This window comes from Paraburkholderia sp. IMGN_8 (assembly GCF_038050405.1).
Classification (GTDB): domain Bacteria; phylum Pseudomonadota; class Gammaproteobacteria; order Burkholderiales; family Burkholderiaceae; genus Paraburkholderia.
In genome coordinates this window covers 923,846-945,643 of sequence record NZ_CP150900.1, presented here as the reverse complement: position 1 = coordinate 945,643, position 21,798 = coordinate 923,846, and the positions used below count along the sequence as shown (strand labels likewise).

At 61.0% G+C, this 21,798-nt stretch carries 24 protein-coding genes and 4 tRNA genes; 14 read left to right on the top strand and 14 right to left on the bottom strand.

Annotated features, from left to right (window positions below):
• Positions 1 to 90: 90 nt before the first annotated feature.
• A complete protein-coding gene (locus WN982_RS04595) occupies positions 91 to 1,107 on the top strand; it encodes a class 1 fructose-bisphosphatase (RefSeq protein ID WP_341314592.1) in 1,017 nt (338 codons plus the stop codon).
• A gap of 55 nt (positions 1,108 to 1,162) precedes the next feature.
• A tRNA-Thr gene (locus WN982_RS04590) sits at positions 1,163 to 1,238 on the top strand.
• Between the two features lie 156 nt (positions 1,239 to 1,394).
• Here the strand turns inward: WN982_RS04590 and WN982_RS04585 are convergent.
• Both WN982_RS04585 and WN982_RS04580 read right to left on the bottom strand, forming a co-directional pair.
• Positions 1,395 to 1,595 carry a hypothetical protein gene (locus tag WN982_RS04585; protein WP_341314591.1) on the bottom strand — a complete coding sequence of 67 codons (201 nt, stop codon included), beginning with the start codon at positions 1,593 to 1,595 and terminating at the stop codon, positions 1,395 to 1,397.
• A 224-nt stretch (positions 1,596 to 1,819) separates the two neighbouring features.
• A complete protein-coding gene (locus tag WN982_RS04580; protein WP_341314590.1) occupies positions 1,820 to 2,731 on the bottom strand; it encodes a LysR family transcriptional regulator in 912 nt (303 codons plus the stop codon).
• A 128-nt stretch (positions 2,732 to 2,859) separates the two neighbouring features.
• On the opposite strand from WN982_RS04580, the gene WN982_RS04575 reads away from it, so the two are divergent.
• The 3 genes from WN982_RS04575 (at position 2,860) to WN982_RS04565 (ending at position 5,524) form a co-directional block, all read left to right on the top strand.
• Positions 2,860 to 3,975, top strand: coding sequence for an aldo/keto reductase (locus tag WN982_RS04575; RefSeq protein ID WP_341314589.1), 1,116 nt, complete (start codon positions 2,860 to 2,862; stop codon positions 3,973 to 3,975).
• A 516-nt stretch (positions 3,976 to 4,491) separates the two neighbouring features.
• Positions 4,492 to 4,641 carry a hypothetical protein gene (locus WN982_RS04570; protein ID WP_028200145.1) on the top strand — a complete coding sequence of 50 codons (150 nt, stop codon included), beginning with the start codon at positions 4,492 to 4,494 and terminating at the stop codon, positions 4,639 to 4,641.
• Between the two features lie 286 nt (positions 4,642 to 4,927).
• Positions 4,928 to 5,524 carry a chorismate mutase gene (locus tag WN982_RS04565; RefSeq protein ID WP_341314588.1) on the top strand — a complete coding sequence of 199 codons (597 nt, stop codon included), beginning with the start codon at positions 4,928 to 4,930 and terminating at the stop codon, positions 5,522 to 5,524.
• A gap of 51 nt (positions 5,525 to 5,575) precedes the next feature.
• Here WN982_RS04565 and WN982_RS04560 read toward each other — a convergent pair whose 3' ends face one another.
• Together WN982_RS04560 and WN982_RS04555 are read right to left on the bottom strand one after the other, a co-directional pair.
• Complete coding sequence (locus tag WN982_RS04560; protein ID WP_341314587.1) at positions 5,576 to 6,739, bottom strand: exonuclease domain-containing protein; 1,164 nt, start codon at positions 6,737 to 6,739, stop codon at positions 5,576 to 5,578.
• Positions 6,740 to 7,094: 355 nt separating this feature from the next.
• Positions 7,095 to 7,298, bottom strand: coding sequence for a cold-shock protein (locus tag WN982_RS04555; RefSeq protein ID WP_280996009.1), 204 nt, complete (start codon positions 7,296 to 7,298; stop codon positions 7,095 to 7,097).
• A gap of 442 nt (positions 7,299 to 7,740) precedes the next feature.
• On the opposite strand from WN982_RS04555, the gene WN982_RS04550 reads away from it, so the two are divergent.
• From WN982_RS04550 to WN982_RS04540, 3 genes are all read left to right on the top strand, one after another.
• Complete coding sequence (locus WN982_RS04550) at positions 7,741 to 7,992, top strand: hypothetical protein (protein ID WP_341314586.1); 252 nt, start codon at positions 7,741 to 7,743, stop codon at positions 7,990 to 7,992.
• Between the two features lie 523 nt (positions 7,993 to 8,515).
• A complete protein-coding gene (locus WN982_RS04545; protein WP_341314585.1) occupies positions 8,516 to 9,646 on the top strand; it encodes a porin in 1,131 nt (376 codons plus the stop codon).
• Positions 9,647 to 9,738: 92 nt separating this feature from the next.
• Positions 9,739 to 10,044: a transposase gene (locus tag WN982_RS04540; protein ID WP_341314584.1), complete on the top strand. Its 306-nt coding sequence runs from the start codon at positions 9,739 to 9,741 to the stop codon at positions 10,042 to 10,044.
• A 54-nt stretch (positions 10,045 to 10,098) separates the two neighbouring features.
• Here the strand turns inward: WN982_RS04540 and greB are convergent, their stop codons facing one another.
• Positions 10,099 to 10,668, bottom strand: a complete 570-nt coding sequence (gene greB, locus WN982_RS04535; protein WP_341314583.1) for a transcription elongation factor GreB — start codon at positions 10,666 to 10,668, stop codon at positions 10,099 to 10,101.
• Positions 10,669 to 10,788: 120 nt separating this feature from the next.
• On the opposite strand from greB, the gene WN982_RS04530 reads away from it, so the two are divergent.
• Together WN982_RS04530 and WN982_RS04525 are read left to right on the top strand one after the other, a co-directional pair.
• Positions 10,789 to 10,865 (top strand) — tRNA-Arg (locus WN982_RS04530).
• 85 nt (positions 10,866 to 10,950) lie between these two features.
• Positions 10,951 to 11,027: transfer RNA gene (locus WN982_RS04525), tRNA-Arg, on the top strand.
• 99 nt (positions 11,028 to 11,126) lie between these two features.
• Here WN982_RS04525 and WN982_RS04520 read toward each other — a convergent pair.
• The 5 genes from WN982_RS04520 to WN982_RS04500 form a co-directional block, all read right to left on the bottom strand.
• Positions 11,127 to 11,615: a phage protein NinX family protein gene (locus WN982_RS04520; RefSeq protein WP_341314582.1), complete on the bottom strand. Its 489-nt coding sequence runs from the start codon at positions 11,613 to 11,615 to the stop codon at positions 11,127 to 11,129.
• Positions 11,616 to 11,730: 115 nt separating this feature from the next.
• Positions 11,731 to 14,085, bottom strand: coding sequence for a bifunctional (p)ppGpp synthetase/guanosine-3',5'-bis(diphosphate) 3'-pyrophosphohydrolase (locus tag WN982_RS04515; RefSeq protein ID WP_341314581.1), 2,355 nt, complete (start codon positions 14,083 to 14,085; stop codon positions 11,731 to 11,733).
• An 83-nt stretch (positions 14,086 to 14,168) separates the two neighbouring features.
• Positions 14,169 to 14,372 (bottom strand): DNA-directed RNA polymerase subunit omega, encoded by a 204-nt coding sequence (gene rpoZ, locus WN982_RS04510; RefSeq protein WP_006025620.1) that lies wholly within the window; start codon positions 14,370 to 14,372, stop codon positions 14,169 to 14,171.
• A gap of 60 nt (positions 14,373 to 14,432) precedes the next feature.
• Positions 14,433 to 15,113, bottom strand: a complete 681-nt coding sequence (gene gmk, locus WN982_RS04505; RefSeq protein WP_341314580.1) for a guanylate kinase — start codon at positions 15,111 to 15,113, stop codon at positions 14,433 to 14,435.
• An 18-nt stretch (positions 15,114 to 15,131) separates the two neighbouring features.
• Positions 15,132 to 16,055 carry a YicC/YloC family endoribonuclease gene (locus WN982_RS04500; RefSeq protein WP_341314579.1) on the bottom strand — a complete coding sequence of 308 codons (924 nt, stop codon included), beginning with the start codon at positions 16,053 to 16,055 and terminating at the stop codon, positions 15,132 to 15,134.
• 224 nt (positions 16,056 to 16,279) lie between these two features.
• Here WN982_RS04500 and rph point away from each other — a divergent pair, with 224 nt between their 5' ends.
• The 4 genes from rph to WN982_RS04480 all read left to right on the top strand — a co-directional run bounded on the left by rph (position 16,280) and on the right by WN982_RS04480 (position 19,031).
• On the top strand, positions 16,280 to 17,020 hold the full coding sequence (rph, locus tag WN982_RS04495; protein WP_341314578.1) for a ribonuclease PH: 741 nt from the start codon (positions 16,280 to 16,282) through the stop codon (positions 17,018 to 17,020).
• Positions 17,013 to 17,660 (top strand): RdgB/HAM1 family non-canonical purine NTP pyrophosphatase, encoded by a 648-nt coding sequence (gene rdgB / locus WN982_RS04490; protein WP_341314577.1) that lies wholly within the window; start codon positions 17,013 to 17,015, stop codon positions 17,658 to 17,660. The genes rph and rdgB overlap by 8 nt, the downstream gene beginning before the upstream one ends.
• The gene (gene hemW / locus WN982_RS04485) at positions 17,657 to 18,886 is read left to right on the top strand and encodes a radical SAM family heme chaperone HemW (protein ID WP_341314576.1); all 1,230 of its coding nucleotides are present in this window, start codon (positions 17,657 to 17,659) and stop codon (positions 18,884 to 18,886) included. Before rdgB ends, hemW begins: the two co-directional genes overlap by 4 nt.
• Before the next feature lie 55 nt (positions 18,887 to 18,941).
• Positions 18,942 to 19,031 (top strand) — tRNA-Ser (locus tag WN982_RS04480).
• A 126-nt stretch (positions 19,032 to 19,157) separates the two neighbouring features.
• Here the strand turns inward: WN982_RS04480 and WN982_RS04475 are convergent.
• From WN982_RS04475 to WN982_RS04460, 4 genes are all read right to left on the bottom strand, one after another.
• Entirely contained in the window at positions 19,158 to 19,490 is a 333-nt protein-coding gene (locus tag WN982_RS04475) for a hypothetical protein (RefSeq protein ID WP_341314575.1), read from the bottom strand.
• Entirely contained in the window at positions 19,487 to 19,900 is a 414-nt protein-coding gene (locus WN982_RS04470) for a RidA family protein (RefSeq protein WP_341314574.1), read from the bottom strand. The genes WN982_RS04475 and WN982_RS04470 overlap by 4 nt, the downstream gene beginning before the upstream one ends.
• A 181-nt stretch (positions 19,901 to 20,081) precedes the next feature.
• Positions 20,082 to 20,312 (bottom strand): hypothetical protein, encoded by a 231-nt coding sequence (locus WN982_RS04465; RefSeq protein WP_341315716.1) that lies wholly within the window; start codon positions 20,310 to 20,312, stop codon positions 20,082 to 20,084.
• Positions 20,313 to 20,505: 193 nt separating this feature from the next.
• Positions 20,506 to 21,726, bottom strand: coding sequence for a Bcr/CflA family multidrug efflux MFS transporter (locus WN982_RS04460; RefSeq protein ID WP_341314573.1), 1,221 nt, complete (start codon positions 21,724 to 21,726; stop codon positions 20,506 to 20,508).
• Positions 21,727 to 21,798: the final 72 nt, after the last annotated feature.

The window sequence follows — 21,798 nt, the reverse complement described above, 5'->3', positions numbered from 1 at the left end:
CACCGCACACCCTTACATCTCAAAAGCACGGAGTAGACACAACCAGCGGTTAAAATCGAGATATTCCTCAAGCCTCCCCGGAGTACAGCAATGGCTTTGCAACGTCGTACCACTCTCACGAAGTACCTGATCGAGCAGCAGCGCGAGACCAACAACCTGCCGGCCGACCTGCGCCTTTTGATCGAAGTCGTTGCGCGCGCGTGCAAGGCGATCAGCTACCACGTCAGCAAGGGCGCGCTGGGCGATGCGCTCGGCACGGCGGGCAGCGAGAATGTCCAGGGCGAAGTGCAGAAGAAGCTCGACATCCTGTCGAACGAAATCCTGCTCGAAGCGAATGAATGGGGCGGCAACCTGGCCGGCATGGCATCGGAGGAAATGGAACAGTTCTTCCCGATCCCAGCCAACTACCCGAAGGGCGAATACCTGCTTGTGTTCGATCCGCTCGACGGCTCGTCGAACATCGACGTCAATGTATCGATCGGCACGATCTTCTCGGTGCTGCGCTGCCCGGACGGCCAGCAGCCCACCGAACAGTCGTTCCTGCAACCGGGCACGCAGCAAGTGGCGGCCGGTTATGCGGTGTACGGTCCGCAAACCGTGCTGGTGCTGACCACCGGCAACGGCGTGAACTGCTTCACGCTCGACCGCGAGCTCGGCTCGTGGGTGCTTACGCAAAGCGACATGCGTATTCCGGTGGAAACGCGTGAATATGCGATCAACGCGTCGAACGCGCGCCACTGGTACGAACCGGTCCAGCAATACGTCGGCGAACTGAACGCCGGCAAGGACGGTCCGCGCCAAAGCGACTTCAACATGCGCTGGGTCGCGTCGATGGTGGCCGACGTGCACCGTATCCTGAATCGCGGCGGCGTCTTCATGTACCCGGCCGACAAGCGCACGCCGGACAAGCCGGGCAAGCTGCGCCTGATGTACGAGGCAAACCCGATGGCGTTCATCGTCGAGCAGGCGGGCGGTGCGGCTACCAATGGCGAGAAGCGCATTCTGGACATTATCCCGAAAAGCCTGCACGAACGTGTGGCCGTGTTCCTCGGCTCGAAGAACGAAGTCGACCGCGTCACGCGCTACCACCTCGAAGCAAAAAAGTGAGCATAGGGGCTTGCCAAGCTCGTAAAGAAGTCCCTATAATCTCGGTTCTCCTGATGCCGGAATAGCTCAGACGGTAGAGCAGCGCATTCGTAATGCGAAGGTCGGGGGTTCGATTCCTCTTTCCGGCACCATCAAGATTCAAGCAAAAAGCCCAGTCATCGCGACTGGGCTTTTTGCTTTCTGCAGAACGCGAGACCGCTTCGCAATCAGGTTCAATCAATCAGCGTTGCTTCAGTGCCTGGCGCAGACTTTCTCAAAGAAAGGCAACGCACCAGTCAATCATGGATTCAAAAACCCAGCCTGTCGCATCGGGCGATCACGACTAGGTTGCGAGCCACGACGACATCTTCGGTGATGGCTTTGTCTTTCGTGGTCTGCTGAGTGCCGTACGCAGCGATCGCCTCCTTCGGCGCCGACGAAAACCATAAGATCCGGCCGGCGCACTCGATTCCGACCTGGCGTCCATTCCAGTAGACCGCGTTTTCCATGATGAACCCTCCGAAGGGCAAAGATAGCCATCTTCCGTGCTGGTTCCTGGGCGTCCGTTATCCACCGCACTCTAGGCCACGGATAGATGTCCCAATAATGGACCGGGTCGTCTGCGCTTACCAGGCGGTCATCTACCTATGTTGCAAAATGAGATCATCGTGCGTCGGCAGCCGCGCTGCCGCGTATCTGCAGCAGCGGTTACTGGCCTGAAGGAAGTGCGTGCTCAGCCGGCGCCGCGTTTTTCCTTCAGGAAATCGATTAGCGCGCGCAGCTTGAGCGGCATCTGCGCGCGGCTCGCCGTGTACAGATAGAACCCCGGAAAGCTCGGACACCACCCACCCAGCACGCGCACGAGCCGGCCGTCTTCGAGTTGCTCGCGTATGTAATCGTCGATCACGTGCAGCAGACCGACGCCCTGCTCCGCCGCTTGCACCATCGTGCGCAGATCGTTCGTCACGAAACTGCCGTGCGTCTCGACTTCGAACACGCGCGCCGGGTCGTCAGGCGGCGCAAACTCCCATCGATAGATACCGCCACTGGTCGAGAAGCGATAGCGCAGGCAATCGTGAGCGGCGAGATCGGCGGGCGTTGCGGGCGGCGTGTAGCGTTCGAAATAAGCCGGCGAGCCTGCCACGACAATGCGAATCTCGCCGCCCAGCGACACCGCCACCATGTCTTGCGCCACCCGCTCGCCGAGCCGGATGCCCGCGTCGAAGCCTTCGCCGACCACGTCGGCAAACCCGTCGTCGAGCGTCATGTCCAGGCGGATCTGCGGATAGCGGCGTGTGAATTCAGCCAGATGCGGCAGCACCAGCAACTCGCTCGCGACCCTCGGCAGATTGATGCGCAGCGTTCCGGCGGGCTGGTCACGGGTTTCGTCGAGCGCTTCGAAAGCGGCCTCAAGCGCGGCCAGCGCAGGTTCCACGTCCGCGAGGAACTGCGCGCCGGCCTCGGTCAGCGCCACACGCCGGGTGGTCCGGTTGAACAGACGCACGTTCAGCTGCGTCTCGAGCGCGCGGATGGTTTGCGACAGCGCGGACGCCGTCACACCGGTTTCGCCGGCCGCATGCGTAAAGCTGCCGTGACGCGCCACAGAGGCGAACGCCATCAGCGCCGGCAACTGAGCAGGATCCATCGCACCTCCTATTATTAAGTCCAGCTTCATAATTTTTGCAGACAAGCGGCATTTTTTCACGAAACGAATCGGCGCACGATAGCCACATCGACGCGATTCGTTTCGCGTCACTGTTCAAGGAGACTGACATGACGATGAACCGCTATAACCTGCTCGGCCGCTCGGGTCTGCGCGTGAGCCCGATCGCACTCGGCACGATGACCTTCGGCACCGAATGGGGCTGGGGTGCCGAGGAAAAATCGGCTCAACGTCTCTTCGATCTGTACCTGGATGCCGGCGGCAACTTTGTCGATACCGCCGACCTGTACACCGAAGGCACCAGCGAAAAATGGCTAGGCAAATTCGTTGCGGCGCGCGGCCTGCGCGACCGTTTGGTGATCGCGACCAAATACGGCTACAACGCCGAGACCGGCAATCCGAACGCGGGCGGCAACCACCGCAAGAATCTGCTGCGCGCGCTCGACGGCTCGCTCAAGCGTCTCGGTACCGACTACATCGACTTGTACTATCTGCACACGTGGGACCGCGTGACGCCGGTAGACGAAGTGATGCGCGCCATGGACGACGCAGTGCGCGCCGGCAAGATCCGCTATGTCGGTCTGTCGGATACGCCAGCGTGGTTCGCCGGGCGCGCGCAGACCCTCGCCGACTGGCGCGGCTTCGAGCCGGTCGCGGCGATGCAGCTCGAATACTCGATGATCGAGCGTAACGCGGAAAACGAGTTCGCCGATCTCGCCGCCAATCTGGGTATGGGGCTCGTGCCGTGGAGTCCGCTCGGCATGGGTGTGCTGTCAGGGAAATATCGGCCTTCACAAAGCGGCGCTTCTGCCAGCGTCTCAGGCAGTGGACGGCTGGCGAGCGTGGCAAGCGCGCCGCCGCCGGGCTTCGACAAACTGACCGAGCGCAACTTTCAGATCGTCGCGGAACTGGAGGCCGTCGCGAACCTGGCAGGCAGGCCGATGGCACAGGTCGCGCTCAACTGGCTGCATCAGAAGCGCGGCGTGTCGAGCATCATCGTCGGCGCGACCAAGCCGGAGCAATTGCAGGAGTCGCTCGGCTCGCTCGACTTCACGCTCGCGCCGGAACTGATCGCCCGGCTCGACGCGGTATCGGAACCGGCCCGCCCCTTCCCGTATTACATGTTCGCCGACGGCCACCAGGCGCGAATTCACGGCCAAGTCGAAGTCAGCGACAAATCGGCGGCCTACTCCGCGCCGGTGAAGATTCCCGCCCCTCGCGCATAAGAGTTCGCCCATTGCGAGCGCCACTCACCGCGTTGCGTTCCGCCGGGGACGTGGCGCGTATTTATTTGCGGAGAATGACTTAAAAAGTATTCTCGCTCGTCAACGAACGAGCTGAATCGTTCGTTAACAAAAAGATTAGGGGCTGATTGAACGGATCGGTAATTAACGACCGCTCGGACTCACCGCAAGAAAATCCTGCCGATGCGGCAGCGCACAAAAAATGAGTTGTTTTGTTCATGTCAGCACATATGAACGATTGACGCACGGACGTACGAAAGTTAATCCGTTGAAGGCACGCGGGGCAAGGCTGGGAAGGGTGTAGCAAGGAATAACGAACTTGTTGGATTGGCAGCATCAAGAGCTGGAAGATGCGCAGCCAACCGATAAATTCTATTCAAACATTCCGCGCCCAGGTTGGCGTGTGCCGTTAAAGCAACAAACGTCATGCGAGCCGCATCAGATACTGGTGCAAAACGGGGACCGAGGCAGATAATCGGTTTGTAAAGGAGAGAGATCATGGATGCCAAACCACCGAAGATTCCGACCCCGGATAAAGTTTTTAGCCCGGATCCGGAACCCGCTGGCGTCGAGTTCCTGGGTGCAGAACTGCCTGAGCACGTTCGCGCCTTTTTCGACGAACAACGCAAGTCGTGCGACTCGAAGTAATCATGCGGTGGCGCGATGCAGCATCGGCGTCCGCGCGGCCGGCGCGCGGCGAGGGTTTGCGCGCGTCTGGACAATCGTTTTGCATCCGCTTCGGGGCGGTGACTACGGCTGTTTGATCGCGGCGCTGGGCCGTGCGGCCCAGTGTCAGTTCATGCACATCTTCTAAACAGATGTCCGCTTGAATATTTCAGGCACTTGTTTTTGAGCGGTCAACACGCCGCTTGATTGACGCATCGTCTATTCTTCTGTTTTTTCTTCCGCGGCTGTTCGGCCAATCCTGCTTTCCATGAATCGTTCGCATCGCTTTGGCACGTCATGCGCGCTCGCGTTATTCACCGCGCTTGCGCTCGCGCCTGCCCCCGCCGTCGCGGACGGCGACGACACCGCGCTCACCAATCTGATCGCGCTGGCTTCGCAACGTCTGGCGCTGGCAGAACCCGTTGCGCGCTGGAAGTGGGCGAACCATCAGGCGATCACCGATACGCCGCGCGAAAACGCGTTGCTCGCCGACGTCGAGAAGCGCGCCGTTGCGGCGAACGTCGATCCGGCGTTTGCTCATGCCTTCTTCCAGGATCAGATCGACGCGAGCAAGGACGTGCAGAACGCGCTGTTTGACAGCTGGCGCAGCACGCGGCCGCCGGAAGGGCCGGCGCCCGACCTCGCGAGCAGCACGAGGCCGCAACTGGACCGGCTGACGCAGTCGCTGGTGGCTGGGCTCGCGCGCGTACAACCGCTGCGCGCGGCGCCGGATTGTCCGTCACGCGTGGCGCAATCGCTTGCTAACTGGAAATCGTTGACCCGTTACGACTCGACCCGCTCGAGCGCACTGACGCGCGCACTTGGCCATGTTTGCGAAACCGGAGGGGTCGGCGCGACCGGCTAATCGGTTTGCCGCACGGTCAAACGTGCGGCAGAACCCGCGTCAAGCTACCGGTTAAGCGAGGCTCGGCGCGCCCAGCGGCGCTGCTGCGCCGGCCGGGATACTCAACGGCATCACACGCAAGCCGCGCGCAAGATGAGTTTGCAGAATGCGATAGGTCGACAGTTCGAACGGCCCGGCGCCACTGGACGCATGCAGCGTCGCCGCCTGTGCGAGCGACGGCGCATGGCCGATGTAGCGCCATCTATCGACAACGTGAAAGGTTCGGGCGTGCGAAGCCTCTTCACGCTCCTCGAAAACAATCGGGCCGTCGAAAGGCCAAGGCGCGTCCGCCGGATCGCTCTTCGCGATACGCGGCACGCGGTTGTGCCCTGGACGGAGCGCCGCGATCCATTGAGCCTCCGTGAGCAAGGCGCCCAATTCGCCGCCCGTTGCGCGCCACTCAACCCGCCGCACCTGCTGCGCGAGCCGCACATCCTTCGACGAACGCCGCTCGCCGGTCAAATGCGAGCGCAACCTCTGACGGACACGCACGCTGCGCCCGACATACAGTGGCAGGTCCTCTTCTCCATAGAATGCATAAACACCGCATCCGGCCGGCGCGGTATCGAGCAAATCTTCAGTGATGTCGCCGGCGAGCCGGTAGCGCCGCGTGGTGCGCTCGATCTGCGCCCGCAATACGTCGAGTGGCACGAGGCCATGCAGACGCTGCCAGAACTGCCAGATCAGATCGGCATCAGCGAGCGCGCGGTGGCGATCGGACGGCACCAGCGCGTGACGTTCGACCAGCGCGTCGAGCCCATGGCGCTTTTCCGCAGGAAACAACGCGCGCGACAAACGCACGGTACACAGCACGTCCGGATCGAATGCAAGCCCAACCCGGCGAAACTCGCTGCGCAGAAAACCGCGATCGAAACTTGCGTTGTGCGCCACGAACAATTTGCCGCTCAGGCGCTCAAAAAGGGCCGGCGCGATAGCGTCGAACGTCGGCGCGCCGTGCACCATCGCATTGGTGATGCCGGTGAGCTGCTGAATGAAGGACGGAATCGGTTGCTGAGGATCGACCAGACTGCTCCAGCGCGACACGCCGGCCGACCCTACTTCGACTACGCCGACTTCGGTGATGCGATGCTCGCTGGTCGTGCCGCCCGTGGTTTCAAGGTCGACGAAGACGATCGGCACATCGAGAGCCGGTTCCGGCAAAAACTGTTCAGACATGGAAAGGGATACTTTGGATGCGTGGCTTTGCGGCAAGTATGCACCAGTTGGCCGCTCCGCACCCGGACAGCATCGCATTCTCATAGCGGCCATGCCGTGCAAAGACGGCTTTGCTGCTGGGCCTCGATCCGCAAACCAACCGTCGAATTATTATGGCTTTATGGCGGTTATTTAAAACACTCGGCGTGTTTTCATGCTTTCCCTATCTTTTGCGCGGCCCGTTCGAACCGGATAGTTAATGGCGTAAGTCGCGCTACAAAAAATAGCGTGTCATCAATTAAAAAGCCCTCGCCAATGCGAGGGCTCTTCGACGAACTGGCTGCGCGGCGGCAGACGCCGGTCAGCGCGGCGCGACTTACAGCGGCTGAATGTTAGCCGCTTGCTTGCCTTTCGGGCCCGTCTTCACGTCGAAGGACACGCGCTGATTTTCCTTCAGCGACTTGAAACCTTCGCTGCGAATTTCCGAAAAGTGTGCGAACAGATCTTCGCCGCCCGAATCCGACGTGATGAAGCCAAAACCCTTAGCATCGTTGAACCATTTGACGATACCAGTTTCCATGTTCCAGTTTCCCTCGATATTTTATAAAAGCGGGCATAGCCCTCAAACCGAACCTTTTGCCATTCAATCCATTACTGGATATCGCTGACGGCTTCCTGGCCATCAGACCTGGCAATTGAAATTCAGAATTGCCGTTATACGGGGAACGAAGAGTGGCCGTCAAGCGAATTTTTCATATGCGCTTAGCACGTCGCGCGATAAATCAATGCCAAATGAATCGGAAAAATACGAAGGATATTTTCAGTAACTACTGAATGGGTTACGCGTCATTATTACTCATTGAATTCGCGGCACGACCAATATCGGGAAAAATTTCAGCATTGAAGTCTAAAATATGTAACAAAACATGTTTTTCGTAAGTGTTTGTCCGAGTTGTTAAGTCAGATAGTTCACAGCAAGATGAAAAGCGGTAGTGAGTAGTAGCGCGTATCAGGAGATTGCCATGCTGTTCAACGAATTCCGCCGTTTCATCGCCTGGCTCACCCAATCGCACACACAGACTGTTACCGATCACCAGCCGGTCGCCGAATCGGCCGCCACCTTCGAGTTCGATCCCGATCCCATGTGGCACGGCGATCACTGGCAGAACCTGCTGTCTTCCCCAATGGACGCGCGTCACTATGTAATGGAAGATTGGAGCGTCTCGATTGAGCCTGAGTGGGCAACAGCGAACGCGGCGGCGCCGGCCCGCTAGGGTCCCGGAACGACAGGCAAAAAAAAAGCGCGACTGGAAGGTCGCGCCGACAAAGGTTTGGAGATCTTTTTCGTCAACGAAAAAGTCTGCTTCGGAAAGCAGAGGTTTCAGTATAGCCGCTCCGTCACTATCGATTATTCGCACAATCAACAATCATCTATTGCGATAGCGACAACAATCTGTTTTTAAGATTTATCGCGTTGTTTTTTACGTCGATTACTGTCGCAAATGAGCAACGCCATTCGGTTGACACGTCTTTCATATCCCCTCAAAAACGCCGCAAGCCTTTAGCAGCAAGGCTTGAACGTCACCCGCCCATCGTTTCTGATCGCGTAATACTTTATTGCGCAATTCGGAACGCCCACTTTCCAAGCGCCTCTCTACACTCTGCCTAACCGGAAACCGGTGCGCTTGGATCACAGCGCGCTTCTCACGCGGATTTCGCCTCTCGCAGCGCCCGCGTGAAAGGTCTCCTTAAAGCCTGGGTTGTAAAACCCACTCTTGCTCTCTCGGAGTTACAAAGATGAAAAAGACACTCATGGTCGCGGCCCTCACGGGCGTTTTTGCAACGGCGGCGCACGCGCAAAGCAGCGTCACGCTGTACGGCTTGATCGATGCCGGCATCACCTATACGAATAACCAGCACGGCCACAGCAACTGGCAAGAAACGAGCGGCTCGGTGAACGGCAGCCGTTGGGGCCTGCGCGGCGCAGAAGATCTGGGCGGCGGTCTGAAGGCCATCTTCACATTGGAAAACGGCTTCGGCATCAACAACGGCACGCTGAAGCAAGGTGGCCGTGAATTCGGCCGTCAAGCGTTCGTCGGCCTGTCGAGCGACCAGTTCGGCGCCGTGACCCTCGGCCGTCAATACGACAGCATGGTGGACTTCGTCGGCCCGCTCTCCTTGACGGGCACGCAATACGGCGGCACGCAGTTCGCCCATCCGTTCGATAACGACAACCTGAACAACTCGTTCCGCGTCAACAACTCGATCAAGTACACCAGCGCGAACTACGGCGGCTTCAAGGGCGGCGCCATGTACGGCTTCTCGAACCAGGCCGGCGGATTTGCGAACAACCGCGCATACAGCGTTGGTGGAACGTATAACTGGGGCGGCCTGAACGTCGCAGCTGCGTTCATGCAGTTGAACGGCAGCGGCACGGCGAATTCCGGCGGCGCAGTGTCGGACGACTTCACGTTCGGAGCAAAGCGTCAGCAAACCTGGGGGGTAGGCGCGAACTACACGTTCGGCCCCGCAACGGCTGGCCTCCTCTACACCCAAACCAACCTGACGGGCCTGACAGGCCTCAGCGCAGCTGCATCAGGCTTCTCCAATGGCGTCGCGCTGCCGAGCAACAGCGCCCACTTCCAGAACTTCGAAGTGAACGGCCGCTACGCCCTCACGCCGGCACTGAGCCTCGCAGGTTCGTACACCTACACGCGCGCAAGCCTCAATGGCGTGCGTCCGAACTACAACCAGTTCAACCTGCAAACGGACTACGCGCTGTCGAAGCGTACGGACGTGTACCTGCAAGGTGTGTACCAGCGCGTGAACGAAGGTTCGGGCCTGGTTGCGAACATCAACGGCTTGGGCGCTGCGTCGTCGACGAACAGCCAGGTCGCTGTTACCGCAGGTCTGCGTCACCGCTTCTAAAGCGGCTGGCAATACCCGCAGCATGGAAAGGCGCCGTTCGCGGCGCCTTTTTTTATGCTGAAGAACACTGGCTTTTGAAGAGGAGAAAGACAATGGACCGGCTGTCAGACGCCGAATGGGAACGCGTCAGTCATCTGTTTCCAACGGCAGGCGCCAAAAAAATCATTGGCCGACCGACTGCCGATTCGCGCGCCGTGCTCGAGGCGATCCTGTGGATCGAACGCACGGGCGAGCGCTGGATGTATCTGCCCGCGCATTTTCCGCCGCAGCAGACCTGCTACGCCAGATATCTGCAATGGAAACGCAGCGGCACACTGGATAAGGTTCGCGCACTGCTCGGAAGCGGCATACGCAACTGCGCCGAGCCGGGCGCCGGTAATTGCATCGAAACGAACTGAACCGCACGCCCTCGCCCGCCAATTTGACGCCCACTTGACGCCCTGGTGGCCGGCCTAGCCGCCGGTATCAGGTTGCGGATACTTGACATCCAGGACGTCGATGGGCTGCGGGCCAGCCGGCGTGTGCAGCGTGACCGTATCGCCGATCTTCGCCTTGAGCAACGCACGCGCGATCGGCGAGATCCAGCTCACGTGACCGATATCCAGATCGACCTCGTCGACGCCGACGATCGTAACGGCATGCACCTCGCCGTCTTCCGTTGCGTATTCGACGGTTGCGCCGAAGAAAACCTGATCGACGTTTTCCTGTTTGCTGCTATCGACCACTTCCGCAAGGTCGAGGCGCTTGGTCAGAAAGCGAATCCGCCGGTCTATTTCGCGCAGACGGCGCTTGCCGTAGATATAGTCGCCGTTTTCGGAGCGGTCGCCGTTCGACGCCGCCCACGACACCAGTTTGACCACCTCCGGCCGCTCATTGTCGATCAGATGCAGTAGTTCATCGCGCATGCGCCGGTAACCGGCGGGCGTGACGTAGTTTTTTGCACCCGCGGGAATCTCGGGTTGCGTGACGTCGAGGTCGTCGTCATTCTCTTCACTCGACTCTTTGACAAAGGCCTTGTTCATGATGGTCCGTTAACTGCAGCAAACGACTGCATATCAAGGGTACACGATCAGGGCAATGAGACAAATCGCAGTTACACGCTTCCCTTTTTTAAAAGCTTTGCTATAATCTCGTTTCTGCGTGCGGCTGTAGCTCAGTTGGATAGAGTACTTGGCTACGAACCAAGGGGTCGTGGGTTCGAATCCTGCCAGCCGCACCACTTATTTGAGGGCCTCCCTCTGGGGAGGCCCTTTCGTTTCACCCCAGTTTCATCGTAGTAAAGCGCGATTTACCGTTTTTAGCGTGCGGCTGTAGCTCAGTTGGATAGAGTACTTGGCTACGAACCAAGGGGTCGTGGGTTCGAATCCTGCCAGCCGCACCACCTATGAAGGGCCTTCCGATCGGAAGGCCCTTTGTTTTTTCAGGCCGGTTTTTGTCAGACCGCATCCGCCCGAATGCCACGTCAACGCCGCAGCCATGCCTATCGCGGCGCCGATTTGATATCGCCTATCTGCGCATCGGGCCTCGGTATGTCCTCGAATGACGCCCCGGCACTTTGCTCATCGATCGGCTCCGCCCTCGTGCCAAACAGCGCCTGCGCCTGATGCATCACGTCGTCGACGCGGTCGCCGAACCGGCTTTCGACAAACGCCCGCAGCAGCGCGACCCGCAGCGATTCCCCTCGCCCCTCCACCGTCCGATCTCCGCCTTCGAATTCAGCGACGCAATGCGCCGGGCCGTGATCGGGCCGCTCGCGCACCTCCAGCCGCTGCGCGCGCTCCAGCACCGCTGCTGCCGCTTCCCATGACGTCGAGGGCGTAAAGCGGCCGTCCCATGGCCGGCCGCGGTCGTTGCCGCGGATCGAGACGGTTTCGCCGCTGTCGGTAAAGTGGATTTCGCGCACGAAGTCGTGCAGGCTGCGGGCGACCCAATAGTCGAGCGCCACGCCGGTGAGGTCGGCTACGTGCATATGCGTTCTCCCTGAAGTTCAGGTGAGACTCGCGAGTGCCCCGGGCGTTCAGATTCGAACCGGGCCGCCTGAAACAACCTGAAGCACCTCGAGGCAGCCTGGCGCAGCCGTCAGATTAGTAGTCCGCCCGCTCGCGATCGATCCGCATGCCGCCGTCGTGACGGTGATGCCCTTCCTCGCTCGGCCGTTCGCGGGCGATGCGCATCACGTCCGGATTGGTCCGCACACGGCGCATCACGTTCGCGAGATGGACGCGATCGCTGACCTGAATCACGAAGCGCAGCACCGTCGATTCCTGCGACAGGTCTTCGTCCATCGCGATGTGGACGATGTTCGCATCCGCCGACGTGATGTCGGCTGCAACGCGGGCAAACACGCCCTTGGTATTCTTGACGAGCACCTTGACGGCGACGTCGAAGAGACGCCCAGGCTGCGGCGCCCAGGCGACGTCGATCCAGCGGCCCGGATCGCGCCGGTGAATCCGTTGCGCGACGCGGCAGTCGGTGGTGTGGATCGCCATGCCGAGGCCGATGCCGATGTAGCCCATGATGTCGTCGCCCGGAATAGGACGGCAGCAAGCGGACAACTGTACGGACATCCCTTCGGTGCCGGTGATGACGACCGGCGGCGCATGTGATGCTGTGCCGTCGCGCGAGCCGTCGTCGTCGGCGTCGCGGCCGCTCATCAGCACTTCGATACGCTTGGCCATGACCGCGGCGACACGCCGGCCGAGACCGATATCCGCGAAGATTTCCTGACGGTTCTTGTTACCCGTCCACTGCACCAGCTTTTCCCACGCTTCCGGCGTCACGTCCGACAGCGCCAGCCCGTAGCCCTTCAGCGCCTGATCGACCAGGCGCTCGCCGAGCTGCACGGACTCGTTCAGTCGCATCGTCTTGAGGTAATGGCGGATCGCCGAACGCGCCTTGCCGGTACGCACGAAACCCAGCCACGCCGGATTCGGCTTCGAATACGGCGCCGTGATCACTTCGACGATATCGCCGCTCTTCAGCTCGGTGCGCAGCGGCAGCAGTTCGTTGTTGATCTTCACCGCGACACACTGGTTACCCAGGTCGCTGTGGATCGAATATGCGAAGTCGAGTGCGGTGGCGCCGCGCGGCAGCGCCATGATCTTCGACTTAGGCGTAAACACGTAGACCGCATCCGGGAACAGATCGATCTTCACGTGTTCGAGGAATTCGCTCGAATCGCCCGCTTCGCTCTGAATGTCGAGCAGCGACTTCAGCCACTGATGCGCGCGCTTCTGCACATCGTTCAGATCCGCGCCGCCATTCTTGTACAGCCAGTGCGCGGCCACACCCGCTTCGGCAATCTCGTGCATCTTGCGCGTACGCACCTGGAACTCGATCGGCGCGCCGAACGGGCCGACCAGCGTGGTGTGCAGCGACTGATAGCCGTTGACCTTCGGGATCGCGATGTAATCCTTGAACTTGCCCGGCACCGGCTTGTAGAGCGCATGCAGCGCGCCGATGCAGGTGTAGCACTCCAGCGCGCTTTCGACCACCACGCGGAAGCCATACACGTCGAGCACCTGCGAGAACGACAACTGCTTGTCGCGCATCTTCTTGTAGATACTGAAGATGGTTTTCTCACGGCCGGTGACTTCGGCGTCGAGCTTCGCGTCGGCAATCGCGCGCTGCACCGACTCGAGAATCTTGCCGACCACTTCACGACGGTTGCCGCGCGCCGCCTTCACCGCTTTTTCAAGCGTGGCGTAGCGATGCGGGTTGAAGTTCGCGAAGCTCAGGTCCTGCAACTCGCGATACGTATTGTTCAGGCCGAGCCGGTGCGCGATCGGCGCGTAGATATCCAGCGTTTCGCGCGCCACGCGGCGGCGCTTTTCATGCGGCACCGCTCCCAGCGTGCGCATGTTGTGCAGCCGGTCGGCGAGCTTCACCAGAATGACGCGGACGTCGCGCGCCATCGCGAGCAGCATCTTGCGGAAATTTTCCGCCTGTGCCTCTTCGCGATTACGAAACTCCATCTTGTCCAGCTTCGACAACCCGTCGACCAGCTCCGCGACCTTCGCGCCGAATCGCTCGGCGAGTTCGGCTTTGGTCACGCCCTGGTCTTCCATCACGTCATGCAGCAGCGCCGCCATGATCGCCTGGGCGTCGAGATTCCAGCCGGCGCAAATTTCCGCGACGGCGACAGGATGCGTGATGTAGGGTTCGCCGCTCTGGCGATACTGGCCGAGGTGGGCTTCGTCGCTGAAATGGAACGCCGCCTTGATCTCTTTGATCTCTTCCGGCTGGAGGTAGCCGGACAGGACGGAGGTCAGCTTGGCGATCGAAACGACATCATGCCGGCGCGGTTGCTCCGGCGTGGCGGTCGGACCGAACAGATGGCGAAACGACTGTTCGAGGACCGCCTCGATGTACTTCCGTGCAGACGAGGGCGAGTCGGCGTCGTGTTCCACTTCCGTGGCGGCGGGCGGGGTAGCACTCATTTTCGCCTCCGTAGCGGTTAGGGTTAGACGCCGGTCTGCACGTTGATGCAATTACATGGCAATCGAAAACGGAACAGTGCGCCTTAAACAGGCACCTTCTTCAGCATTTCGACGCCGACCTGGCCAGCTGCGATTTCACGCAATGCGACGACCGTGGGCTTGTCGCGGCTTTCGATCTTCGGCGTGTGGCCTTGAGCGAGCTGACGCGCGCGATAGGTTGCGGCAAGCGCGAGTTCGAAACGATTCGGGATCTGTTTGAGACAGTCTTCGACGGTAATGCGGGCCATGTTGGGTTCCTTCTCAGTATGTTGCTTATTCTACCTTATGTGCTCGGTACACCGCCGCGCTCACGCGTGCGGCAAGTGAATGCCGAGCTGCACGAAAAGCTGCGTGTGGCGCGCGTATTGCGAGGCGAAGCGCGAACGCGTCGCGGCCACGAGGCACCGCAGTTCAGCGAGCGCGCGATCGAAGGTGTCGTTGATCACGACATACTCCGCTTCGGCCGCGTGCGCCATCTCGCTACCGGCGGCAAGCAGACGCCGCGTAATCACATTCGGCTCGTCCTGGCCGCGCTTTTTCAAACGCTCTTCGAGCGCGTCGAGCGACGGCGGCAAGATGAAGATTTCGACCGCGTTGTGAAACTGCTTCTTCACCTGCTGCGCGCCCTGCCAGTCGATTTCGAGCAGCACGTCGTGGCCGCTTTTCATCTGCTCTTCGATCCACACGCGCGAGGTCGCGTAGTAGTTGCCGTGCACTTCCGCGCTTTCCAGAAACTCGCCGGCGGCATGACGCGTCAGAAAATCGTCGACGGTCGTGAAGTGATAGTGCTCGCCATCCTGCTCCTTCGGACGCGGCGGGCGCGTCGTGTACGAGATCGACAGACGGATCGCCTGGTCGCCGGCGAGCAGCGCGTTCACGAGCGTCGACTTGCCCGCGCCCGAAGGCGCGACCACCATGAACAGGTTGCCGGGATAGGCACCGGCGTAAGGATTGCGCGGTGCGCTGGTTTCGCGTGTGTGGTCGGTCATATTGTCGGTGCTCCAGCCTTACTCCAGATTTTGTACCTGCTCGCGCATCTGTTCGATGAGCAGCTTCAAGGTCATCGACGAATCCGCCAGTTCCTTCGCGGCCGCCTTCGAGCCGAGCGTGTTCGCTTCGCGATTCAGCTCCTGCATCATGAAGTCCAGGCGCTTGCCGACCTTGCCGCCCTTCTCGATCACGTGACGCGTTTCGTTCAGGTGAGCCGTAAGGCGCGACAGTTCCTCGGCGATGTCGATGCGGATGCCGTACATCGTGACTTCTTGGCGAATCCGTTCGTTGATTTCTTCGCGCGAGACCGTTGTCGCGGCCGTATCAGGCGCGGCGATACCGAGCGCTTCCTGCAAGCGTTCGACGATCTTCTGCTGATGCCTCGCGATCAACTCCGGCACGAGCGGCGTGATCTTCGTGACGATCGCTTCCATTTCGGTGACGTTGGCGAGCAGCATCGTCGCGAGTTGCGCACCTTCGCGGGCACGCACGTCGATCAGATCGGTAATCGCCTGCTTGCCGCACGCCAGCACCGCATCGCGCAGCACTTCCGGCGCAACGCCGGTTTCGGCCAGCACGCCCGGCCAGCGCAGAATTTCGCCTGTGCGCAGACGCCCTGCTTCCGGGAACATCGACAGTACGGTGCGCTCAAGCAACGCGAGTTGCGTCAGCGCATCGCGATTGACCGAGCCGGCGTTGGCCGACTGCTCGCTGCGTTGCAGGTTGATACGGATATCGACCTTGCCGCGCGAAAGCTTGTTCATCAGCATTTCGCGCAGCGTCGGTTCGCAGACGCGCACGTCTTCCGGCATGCGGAAGTTCAGATCGAGAAAGCGCGAGTTCACCGTGCGCAGTTCGACCGATACGCTCACGCCACCTGTGCCTGAGGCCGCAACGAGTTCGCGCGTGGCGCTCGCATAGCCAGTCATGCTGTATATCATCGTATTTCTCGCGATTGTGGCCACGCGTTTGACGATGGCCGTAGAGTTGAATCGCCCGGCGTGTACGAGACGCGGGGCGGAGAATCGGCATTATCCCATTTTTGACGGTAAGACCCCTTGGGGAGCCCCGGCACATGCGGGCAGTTGCCCGGCGGATGGCCGCCCCCGCGATCGGCGGTAAAATTGTGTTTTCCCTCCCGCTTTTGTTCCAGACCATTCCCAACATGACCAACGACACTCAACGCCCCAGCGGCCGCCAGGCCGATCAGCTGCGCGACGTGCGCATCACGCGCCACTACACGAAGCATGCGGAGGGCTCGGTGCTGGTCGAATTCGGCGACACCAAGGTCATCTGCACGGCCAGCATCGCTGAAACGGTGCCGTCGTTCCTGCGCGATCGCGGTCAGGGCTGGCTGACCGCCGAATACGGCATGCTGCCGCGCGCCACTCACACGCGCAGCGACCGCGAAGCGGCGCGCGGCAAACAGACCGGTCGCACGCAGGAAATCCAGCGCTTGATCGGCCGCGCGTTGCGCTCGGTGTTCGATCTCGAGAAGCTCGGTGCGCGCACGCTGCATATCGACTGCGACGTAATCCAGGCCGATGGCGGCACACGCACCGCCGCCATCACCGGCGCGTTCGTCGCCGCGCATGACGCCGTGTCGAAACTGCTGGCGGCCGGCCGCATCGAGAGTTCGCCGATCAGCGATTACGTCGCGGCGATTTCGGTCGGCGTGTACGACGGTCTGCCGGTGCTCGATCTCGACTACGACGAAGACTCGCAATGCGACACCGACATGAACGTCGTGATGACAGGCGCCGGCGGTTTTGTCGAAATTCAGGGCACCGCCGAAGGCGTGCCGTTCTCGCGCGACGAAATGAATTCGCTGCTCGATCTCGCGAGCGACGGCATCAACACGCTGATCGCGAAGCAGAAGGCAGCGTTGGAGCACAAGGGTGAGTGAGGTTCATCAAACCAACGGCGGCGTTGCTTCAGGCTCACCGTTGCGGAAAGTCGTGCTGGCGTCGAACAACGCGGGCAAGCTGCGCGAGTTCGCGGCGCTGCTCGGCGCGGCCAGCATCGAGCTGATTCCGCAAGGCGTGTTGAACGTGCCCGAGGCGGACGAGCCGCATCCAACCTTCGTCGAAAACGCGCTGGCCAAGGCGCGTCATGCGGCGAAGCTCACCGGCCTGCCCGCACTTGCCGACGATTCCGGCCTGTGCGTGCACGCGCTGCGCGGCGCGCCGGGCGTTTATTCGGCGCGTTACGCACAGCTTGCCGGCGGCGAGAAAAGCGACGCGGCGAATAACGCGCGCCTCGTCTCGGCGCTGCAAGGCGAGGCCGATCGCCGCGCCTACTACTACTGCGTGCTGGCGCTGGTGCGTCATGCGGACGATCCCGAACCGTTGATCGCCGAAGGCCGCTGGCAAGGCGAGATTCTCGATACGCCGCGTGGCGCCAACGGCTTCGGCTACGACCCGCACTTTTTCTTGCCGTCGCTGAACGCGAGCGCCGCTGAGCTCGAACCCTCAGTGAAAAACGCCAGCAGCCATCGCGCGATTGCTTTGCGGCATCTGCTCGCGCGTTTGACGGAGGAAGCGTGATTCCGATCAAACCGGCCCCTGCCGATATCGGCAATGGCGTCATCAAGGCATTTACGTCGCCGGGCAGCATTCGTCTGACGTCGCTGCCTCCATTGGCGCTGTACGTGCATTTTCCGTGGTGTGTGCGCAAGTGCCCGTATTGCGATTTCAATTCGCACGAGTGGAAAGGCGACACGTTTCCCGAGACCGAATACCTCGATGCGTTGCGCGCCGATCTCGAGATGGCCTTGCCGCTCGTGTGGGGCCGTCAGGTGCATACGGTGTTCATCGGCGGCGGCACGCCCAGCTTGCTGTCGGCGGCCGGGCTCGACCGGATGCTGTCCGACGTGCGCGCGCTGTTGCCGCTCGATGCCGACGCGGAAATCACGCTCGAGGCCAATCCCGGCACCTTCGAAGCGGCGAAGTTCGCGCAGTTTCGCGCGAGCGGTGTGAATCGATTGTCGGTGGGCATCCAGAGTTTCAACGAGGCGCACCTGAAAGCGCTCGGCCGGATTCACGACGCGACGCAAGCAAGCCATGCAGTCGAAGTGGCAGCGACCACTTTCGACAACTTCAATCTCGACCTGATGTTCGCGCTGCCGCAGCAGACGCTTGCCGAATGTCAGGCCGACGTTGAAACGGCGTTGTCGTTCGCGCCGCCGCACTTGTCGCTGTATCACCTGACGCTCGAGCCGAACACGCTGTTTGCGAAATTCCCGCCCGCGCTGCCCGACGACGACGCCTCCGCCGACATGCAGGACTGGATTCACGAGCGTACGACGGCGGCCGGTTACACCCGCTACGAGGTATCGGCGTATGCGCAGCCGCACCGGCAAAGCAGGCACAATCTGAACTACTGGCGCTTCGGCGACTATCTCGGCATTGGGGCTGGCGCGCATACCAAACTGTCGTTTCCGAACCGCGTGCTGCGTCAGGCGCGCTACAAGCATCCGACCACCTTCATCGAGCAGGCCAAGGCCGGCACGGCGGTGCAGGAAGAACACGAGGTCGGGCCGCGCGATCTGCCGTTCGAGTTCATGCTGAACGCGCTGCGGCTGGTGGAAGGGTTTCCGGTGCATCGGTTTATCGAGCGCACGGGGCTGCCGATGACGTCGATCGAGCCGGCTTTGCAGGAGGCGGAACGGCGCAAGCTGATTACGCGCGATCACGAAAAGATCGCACCGACGCCGCTCGGTCAGGCCTTTCTGAACGATCTGCAGGCGTTGTTTCTGAAAGATCCGCAGTGATTGCGGATCTTCCAAACGACGCAGCGGGGATTTTTCAGGTTACAATTTCCGGCTTGGAGGTGTGGCCGAGTGGTTTAAGGCACCGGTCTTGAAAACCGGCGAAGGAGTGATCCTTCCGTGAGTTCGAATCTCACCGCCTCCGCCAGACAATCAGTGAAGACGGGCCTTTCGGCCCGTTTTTCATTTGTGCCCGGCAAAGAACCCGCCAATACCGAGTCATCGGCATCTGCCGCGGGCACCTCCGTTGCACGATCACGGTTGACAGTCCTGGTCAGCGCCCTGCGATGCCACGATAGGTCACCGCCACGTACGCAATCGCGCTCGAGGACAACGCCGGCAGCACTACGTCGAGCACCTTATACCTATCCCACTGCCACGGAAACCATCCGACCGCCCAGACCGTAGTGTCGGATGCGCCTGGCGCCTTGGTCGCGCTTTCCATCTCTAACTTCTTGCGTGACCAGTACCAAACGACCACGGCCAGCGCGCCGACGCGGAAATCGAACAGCAGGCCGAGCGGGATTTGAATCAGCAGCCCTTCAACGCAGTGAGACAGCGAGAGCCGCCAGCGTTGGGCAGCAAACCATGCGAGCAGTCGCCTCATCGGCTTCCTGCCAGCGCAGTCGCCTCGACCTCGATCTTCAAGCCGTAATGCAATTGGGGGACCGGCACGACCGCACGCGCCGGCCGTGCTTCGCCTGCCCAGCGCGCGTAGATCTGATTGAAGCTCGCCCAGTGCTCGACATCGACGATATAGACCCGCACCTGCACCAGTTGCGCGATGCTGCTGCCCGCTCCTTCGAGCGCAGCCTGCACATTAGCCAGCACCTGTTCGGCCTGGACCTCGAACGTAGCACCGGAGAGCTTCTCACCCTGCGCGTCGATCGGCAACTGTCCTGAGACGAACACAAATCCATTTGCGATCGCGACGTGGCTATAGTGGCCGCCCGGCTTCGCGAGACCAGCGGGGTTATCCGTGTGCGGCAGATGCGTGCCGTGCTGGGTACCAGCCATGAAACAGCTCCAAAGGTGACAGCGCGTGGCTATGCGCATGTCGCTCCACGCGACTTACCGACGCGGCCGCGCATCTTTCGCAAAAGCAATGAAGGCGTCAGGCGAGACTTTACCGCTGCGGACAATGCAGCGCCTCGCGCGAGTCACCGAACAAACCCGTCCAAACCACGCGCCGCACGCGTCAAACGCTAAGCAGATCCAGCTTTTCGCGCGCGTCCGCGCAACGGCGATTCAGGTCACGGTGCATCAATTGACTATCGAGCAGTGTCGATACATCAGACAAACCGTAATCAAAGCGCAAGACATATTCGATGTCCGTGTAATCGTGATATGCGCCGCTGTCTGCCAGCTTCTGCGCTTCGGCGAAGGCAGCATGTTGCCGTTCGCCGTTCATCAAATCTCTGATCGCCATGATTGCCGCTCCGAGGAACAGTGTCTCCATCATAGCAACGCAAATTGAACCGCACGGTCGCGCGCACGCAACACCTGGTGTTTTCCGTAGTACACGCAGGGCGGGCTGGCAGCAGCTCGCTGCGTGCAGGTTCAGCAGCCGTTGCGCGGTTCCATTCAGGCAAACGAGATCGCCGCCGCCGAGTAGGGCGCCATCAAGCAGCAACCACGGGCACTTTCTTTCCGTGCCACTTGACCACCAGAATCCGGCCGACGTAACACAGCGTGCCCGCGACGCCGATCACGATGCCCATCCCCTTGGGCGAGCCGTCCTGCCAGAGCCCAACGGCCAGACTCGACAGCGCGCCAAGCGCCAACTGCACCGCGCCGAACACGGCGGCCGCTGCACCGGCATTCATCGGATAGCGATGCATCAGATCGGTGGTGCAATTGGCGGACAGCAGCCCCACCACGCCGACCACAAAGAACAGGCCGAACACGATCGACCACAAGCCGCCCCAGCCGGTCAACGACACGAGACAGACAAACAACGAGCCGACGCAACTGACGGTAGCCGCAAACGAAATGATCGGCAGCGAGCCGAGCCGGCCGACCAGACGGGTATTCATCAAGTTGCCGAACATGATGCCGACGATATTCAGCGCGAACAGAAATCCGTAATGCTGTGCCGACACATGGAAGTACTCGATGTACACGAACGGCGTCGCCGTGATGTAGGCGAACATCGATGCGAACGCCATTCCGCCGCACAGCATATGCCCCCACGCGACCGGATCGCGCAGTAACTTGCCGTAGGCGCCGAACGATTGCAGCAACGCCGACTGTGCACGCTTTTCGCGCGGCCACGTTTCCGGCACCTTGAGGAACGCGGTGACGGCGCACACCGCACCGAACAGTGTCAGGACGGCAAAGACCACGCGCCAGCCGCCGAGCAGCAGCAACTGCCCGCCGATCAGCGGCGCGAGTAACGGCCCGATCGACGTCACGATGGCGAGCATCGACAGCACGCGCGCGGCGTCGGACGGCCCGTGCGCATCGCGGGCAATCGCACGCGCCAGCACCGAGGCCGCGCCCGCGCCCAGCGCCTGCACGAAACGGAACATCACTAGCGACCCGATCGAGAACGACAGCGCGCACGCGACGCTCGCCAATGCATACATGACGATGCCGCCGAGCAGCACGGGGCGTCGACCGTACGTATCCGACAGCGGACCGTACAGCAGCATGCCGATCGAAAAACCGAACATGAAACTGGTGAGCGTCGTCTGCGCGGTACCGGTGCCCACCGCGAAGGCCTGTGCAATGGTCGGCAGACTGGGCAGATACATGTCGATGGAAATCGGCCCGCACGCGGCAAGCGCGCCGAGCAACAGAATCAGCCGGCCATCGGGCCGGCGTCTGGTGACGTGAGACATGGGAATCCAGATGAAGCGCTCCGCCGTCATTGGCAGCGAAACACGATGAAACGGGGAAAACAGCAGCTTGAC

What these genes read in the sequence shown, in the direction of transcription:
- gmk (WP_341314580.1), bottom strand. Translation starts at nt 15,113, where the DNA reads ATGACCGACCACACACGCGAAACCAGCGCACCGCGCAATCCTTACGCC.
- WN982_RS04470 (WP_341314574.1), bottom strand. Translation starts at nt 19,900, where the DNA reads ATGGCTGGTACCCAGCACGGCACGCATCTGCCGCACACGGATAACCCC.
- greB (WP_341314583.1), bottom strand. Translation starts at nt 10,668, where the DNA reads ATGAACAAGGCCTTTGTCAAAGAGTCGAGTGAAGAGAATGACGACGAC.
- WN982_RS04570 (WP_028200145.1), top strand. Translation starts at nt 4,492, where the DNA reads ATGGATGCCAAACCACCGAAGATTCCGACCCCGGATAAAGTTTTTAGC.
- WN982_RS04545 (WP_341314585.1), top strand. Translation starts at nt 8,516, where the DNA reads ATGAAAAAGACACTCATGGTCGCGGCCCTCACGGGCGTTTTTGCAACG.
- rph (WP_341314578.1), top strand. Translation starts at nt 16,280, where the DNA reads ATGACCAACGACACTCAACGCCCCAGCGGCCGCCAGGCCGATCAGCTG.
- WN982_RS04460 (WP_341314573.1), bottom strand. Translation starts at nt 21,726, where the DNA reads ATGTCTCACGTCACCAGACGCCGGCCCGATGGCCGGCTGATTCTGTTG.
- WN982_RS04575 (WP_341314589.1), top strand. Translation starts at nt 2,860, where the DNA reads ATGACGATGAACCGCTATAACCTGCTCGGCCGCTCGGGTCTGCGCGTG.
- WN982_RS04580 (WP_341314590.1), bottom strand. Translation starts at nt 2,731, where the DNA reads ATGGATCCTGCTCAGTTGCCGGCGCTGATGGCGTTCGCCTCTGTGGCG.
- WN982_RS04585 (WP_341314591.1), bottom strand. Translation starts at nt 1,595, where the DNA reads ATGGAAAACGCGGTCTACTGGAATGGACGCCAGGTCGGAATCGAGTGC.
- WN982_RS04550 (WP_341314586.1), top strand. Translation starts at nt 7,741, where the DNA reads ATGCTGTTCAACGAATTCCGCCGTTTCATCGCCTGGCTCACCCAATCG.
- WN982_RS04475 (WP_341314575.1), bottom strand. Translation starts at nt 19,490, where the DNA reads ATGAGGCGACTGCTCGCATGGTTTGCTGCCCAACGCTGGCGGCTCTCG.
- WN982_RS04595 (WP_341314592.1), top strand. Translation starts at nt 91, where the DNA reads ATGGCTTTGCAACGTCGTACCACTCTCACGAAGTACCTGATCGAGCAG.
- WN982_RS04520 (WP_341314582.1), bottom strand. Translation starts at nt 11,615, where the DNA reads ATGCACGTAGCCGACCTCACCGGCGTGGCGCTCGACTATTGGGTCGCC.
- rpoZ (WP_006025620.1), bottom strand. Translation starts at nt 14,372, where the DNA reads ATGGCCCGCATTACCGTCGAAGACTGTCTCAAACAGATCCCGAATCGT.
- WN982_RS04465 (WP_341315716.1), bottom strand. Translation starts at nt 20,312, where the DNA reads ATGGCGATCAGAGATTTGATGAACGGCGAACGGCAACATGCTGCCTTC.
- WN982_RS04565 (WP_341314588.1), top strand. Translation starts at nt 4,928, where the DNA reads ATGAATCGTTCGCATCGCTTTGGCACGTCATGCGCGCTCGCGTTATTC.
- WN982_RS04500 (WP_341314579.1), bottom strand. Translation starts at nt 16,055, where the DNA reads ATGATATACAGCATGACTGGCTATGCGAGCGCCACGCGCGAACTCGTT.
- WN982_RS04555 (WP_280996009.1), bottom strand. Translation starts at nt 7,298, where the DNA reads ATGGAAACTGGTATCGTCAAATGGTTCAACGATGCTAAGGGTTTTGGC.
- WN982_RS04540 (WP_341314584.1), top strand. Translation starts at nt 9,739, where the DNA reads ATGGACCGGCTGTCAGACGCCGAATGGGAACGCGTCAGTCATCTGTTT.
- WN982_RS04515 (WP_341314581.1), bottom strand. Translation starts at nt 14,085, where the DNA reads ATGAGTGCTACCCCGCCCGCCGCCACGGAAGTGGAACACGACGCCGAC.
- WN982_RS04560 (WP_341314587.1), bottom strand. Translation starts at nt 6,739, where the DNA reads ATGTCTGAACAGTTTTTGCCGGAACCGGCTCTCGATGTGCCGATCGTC.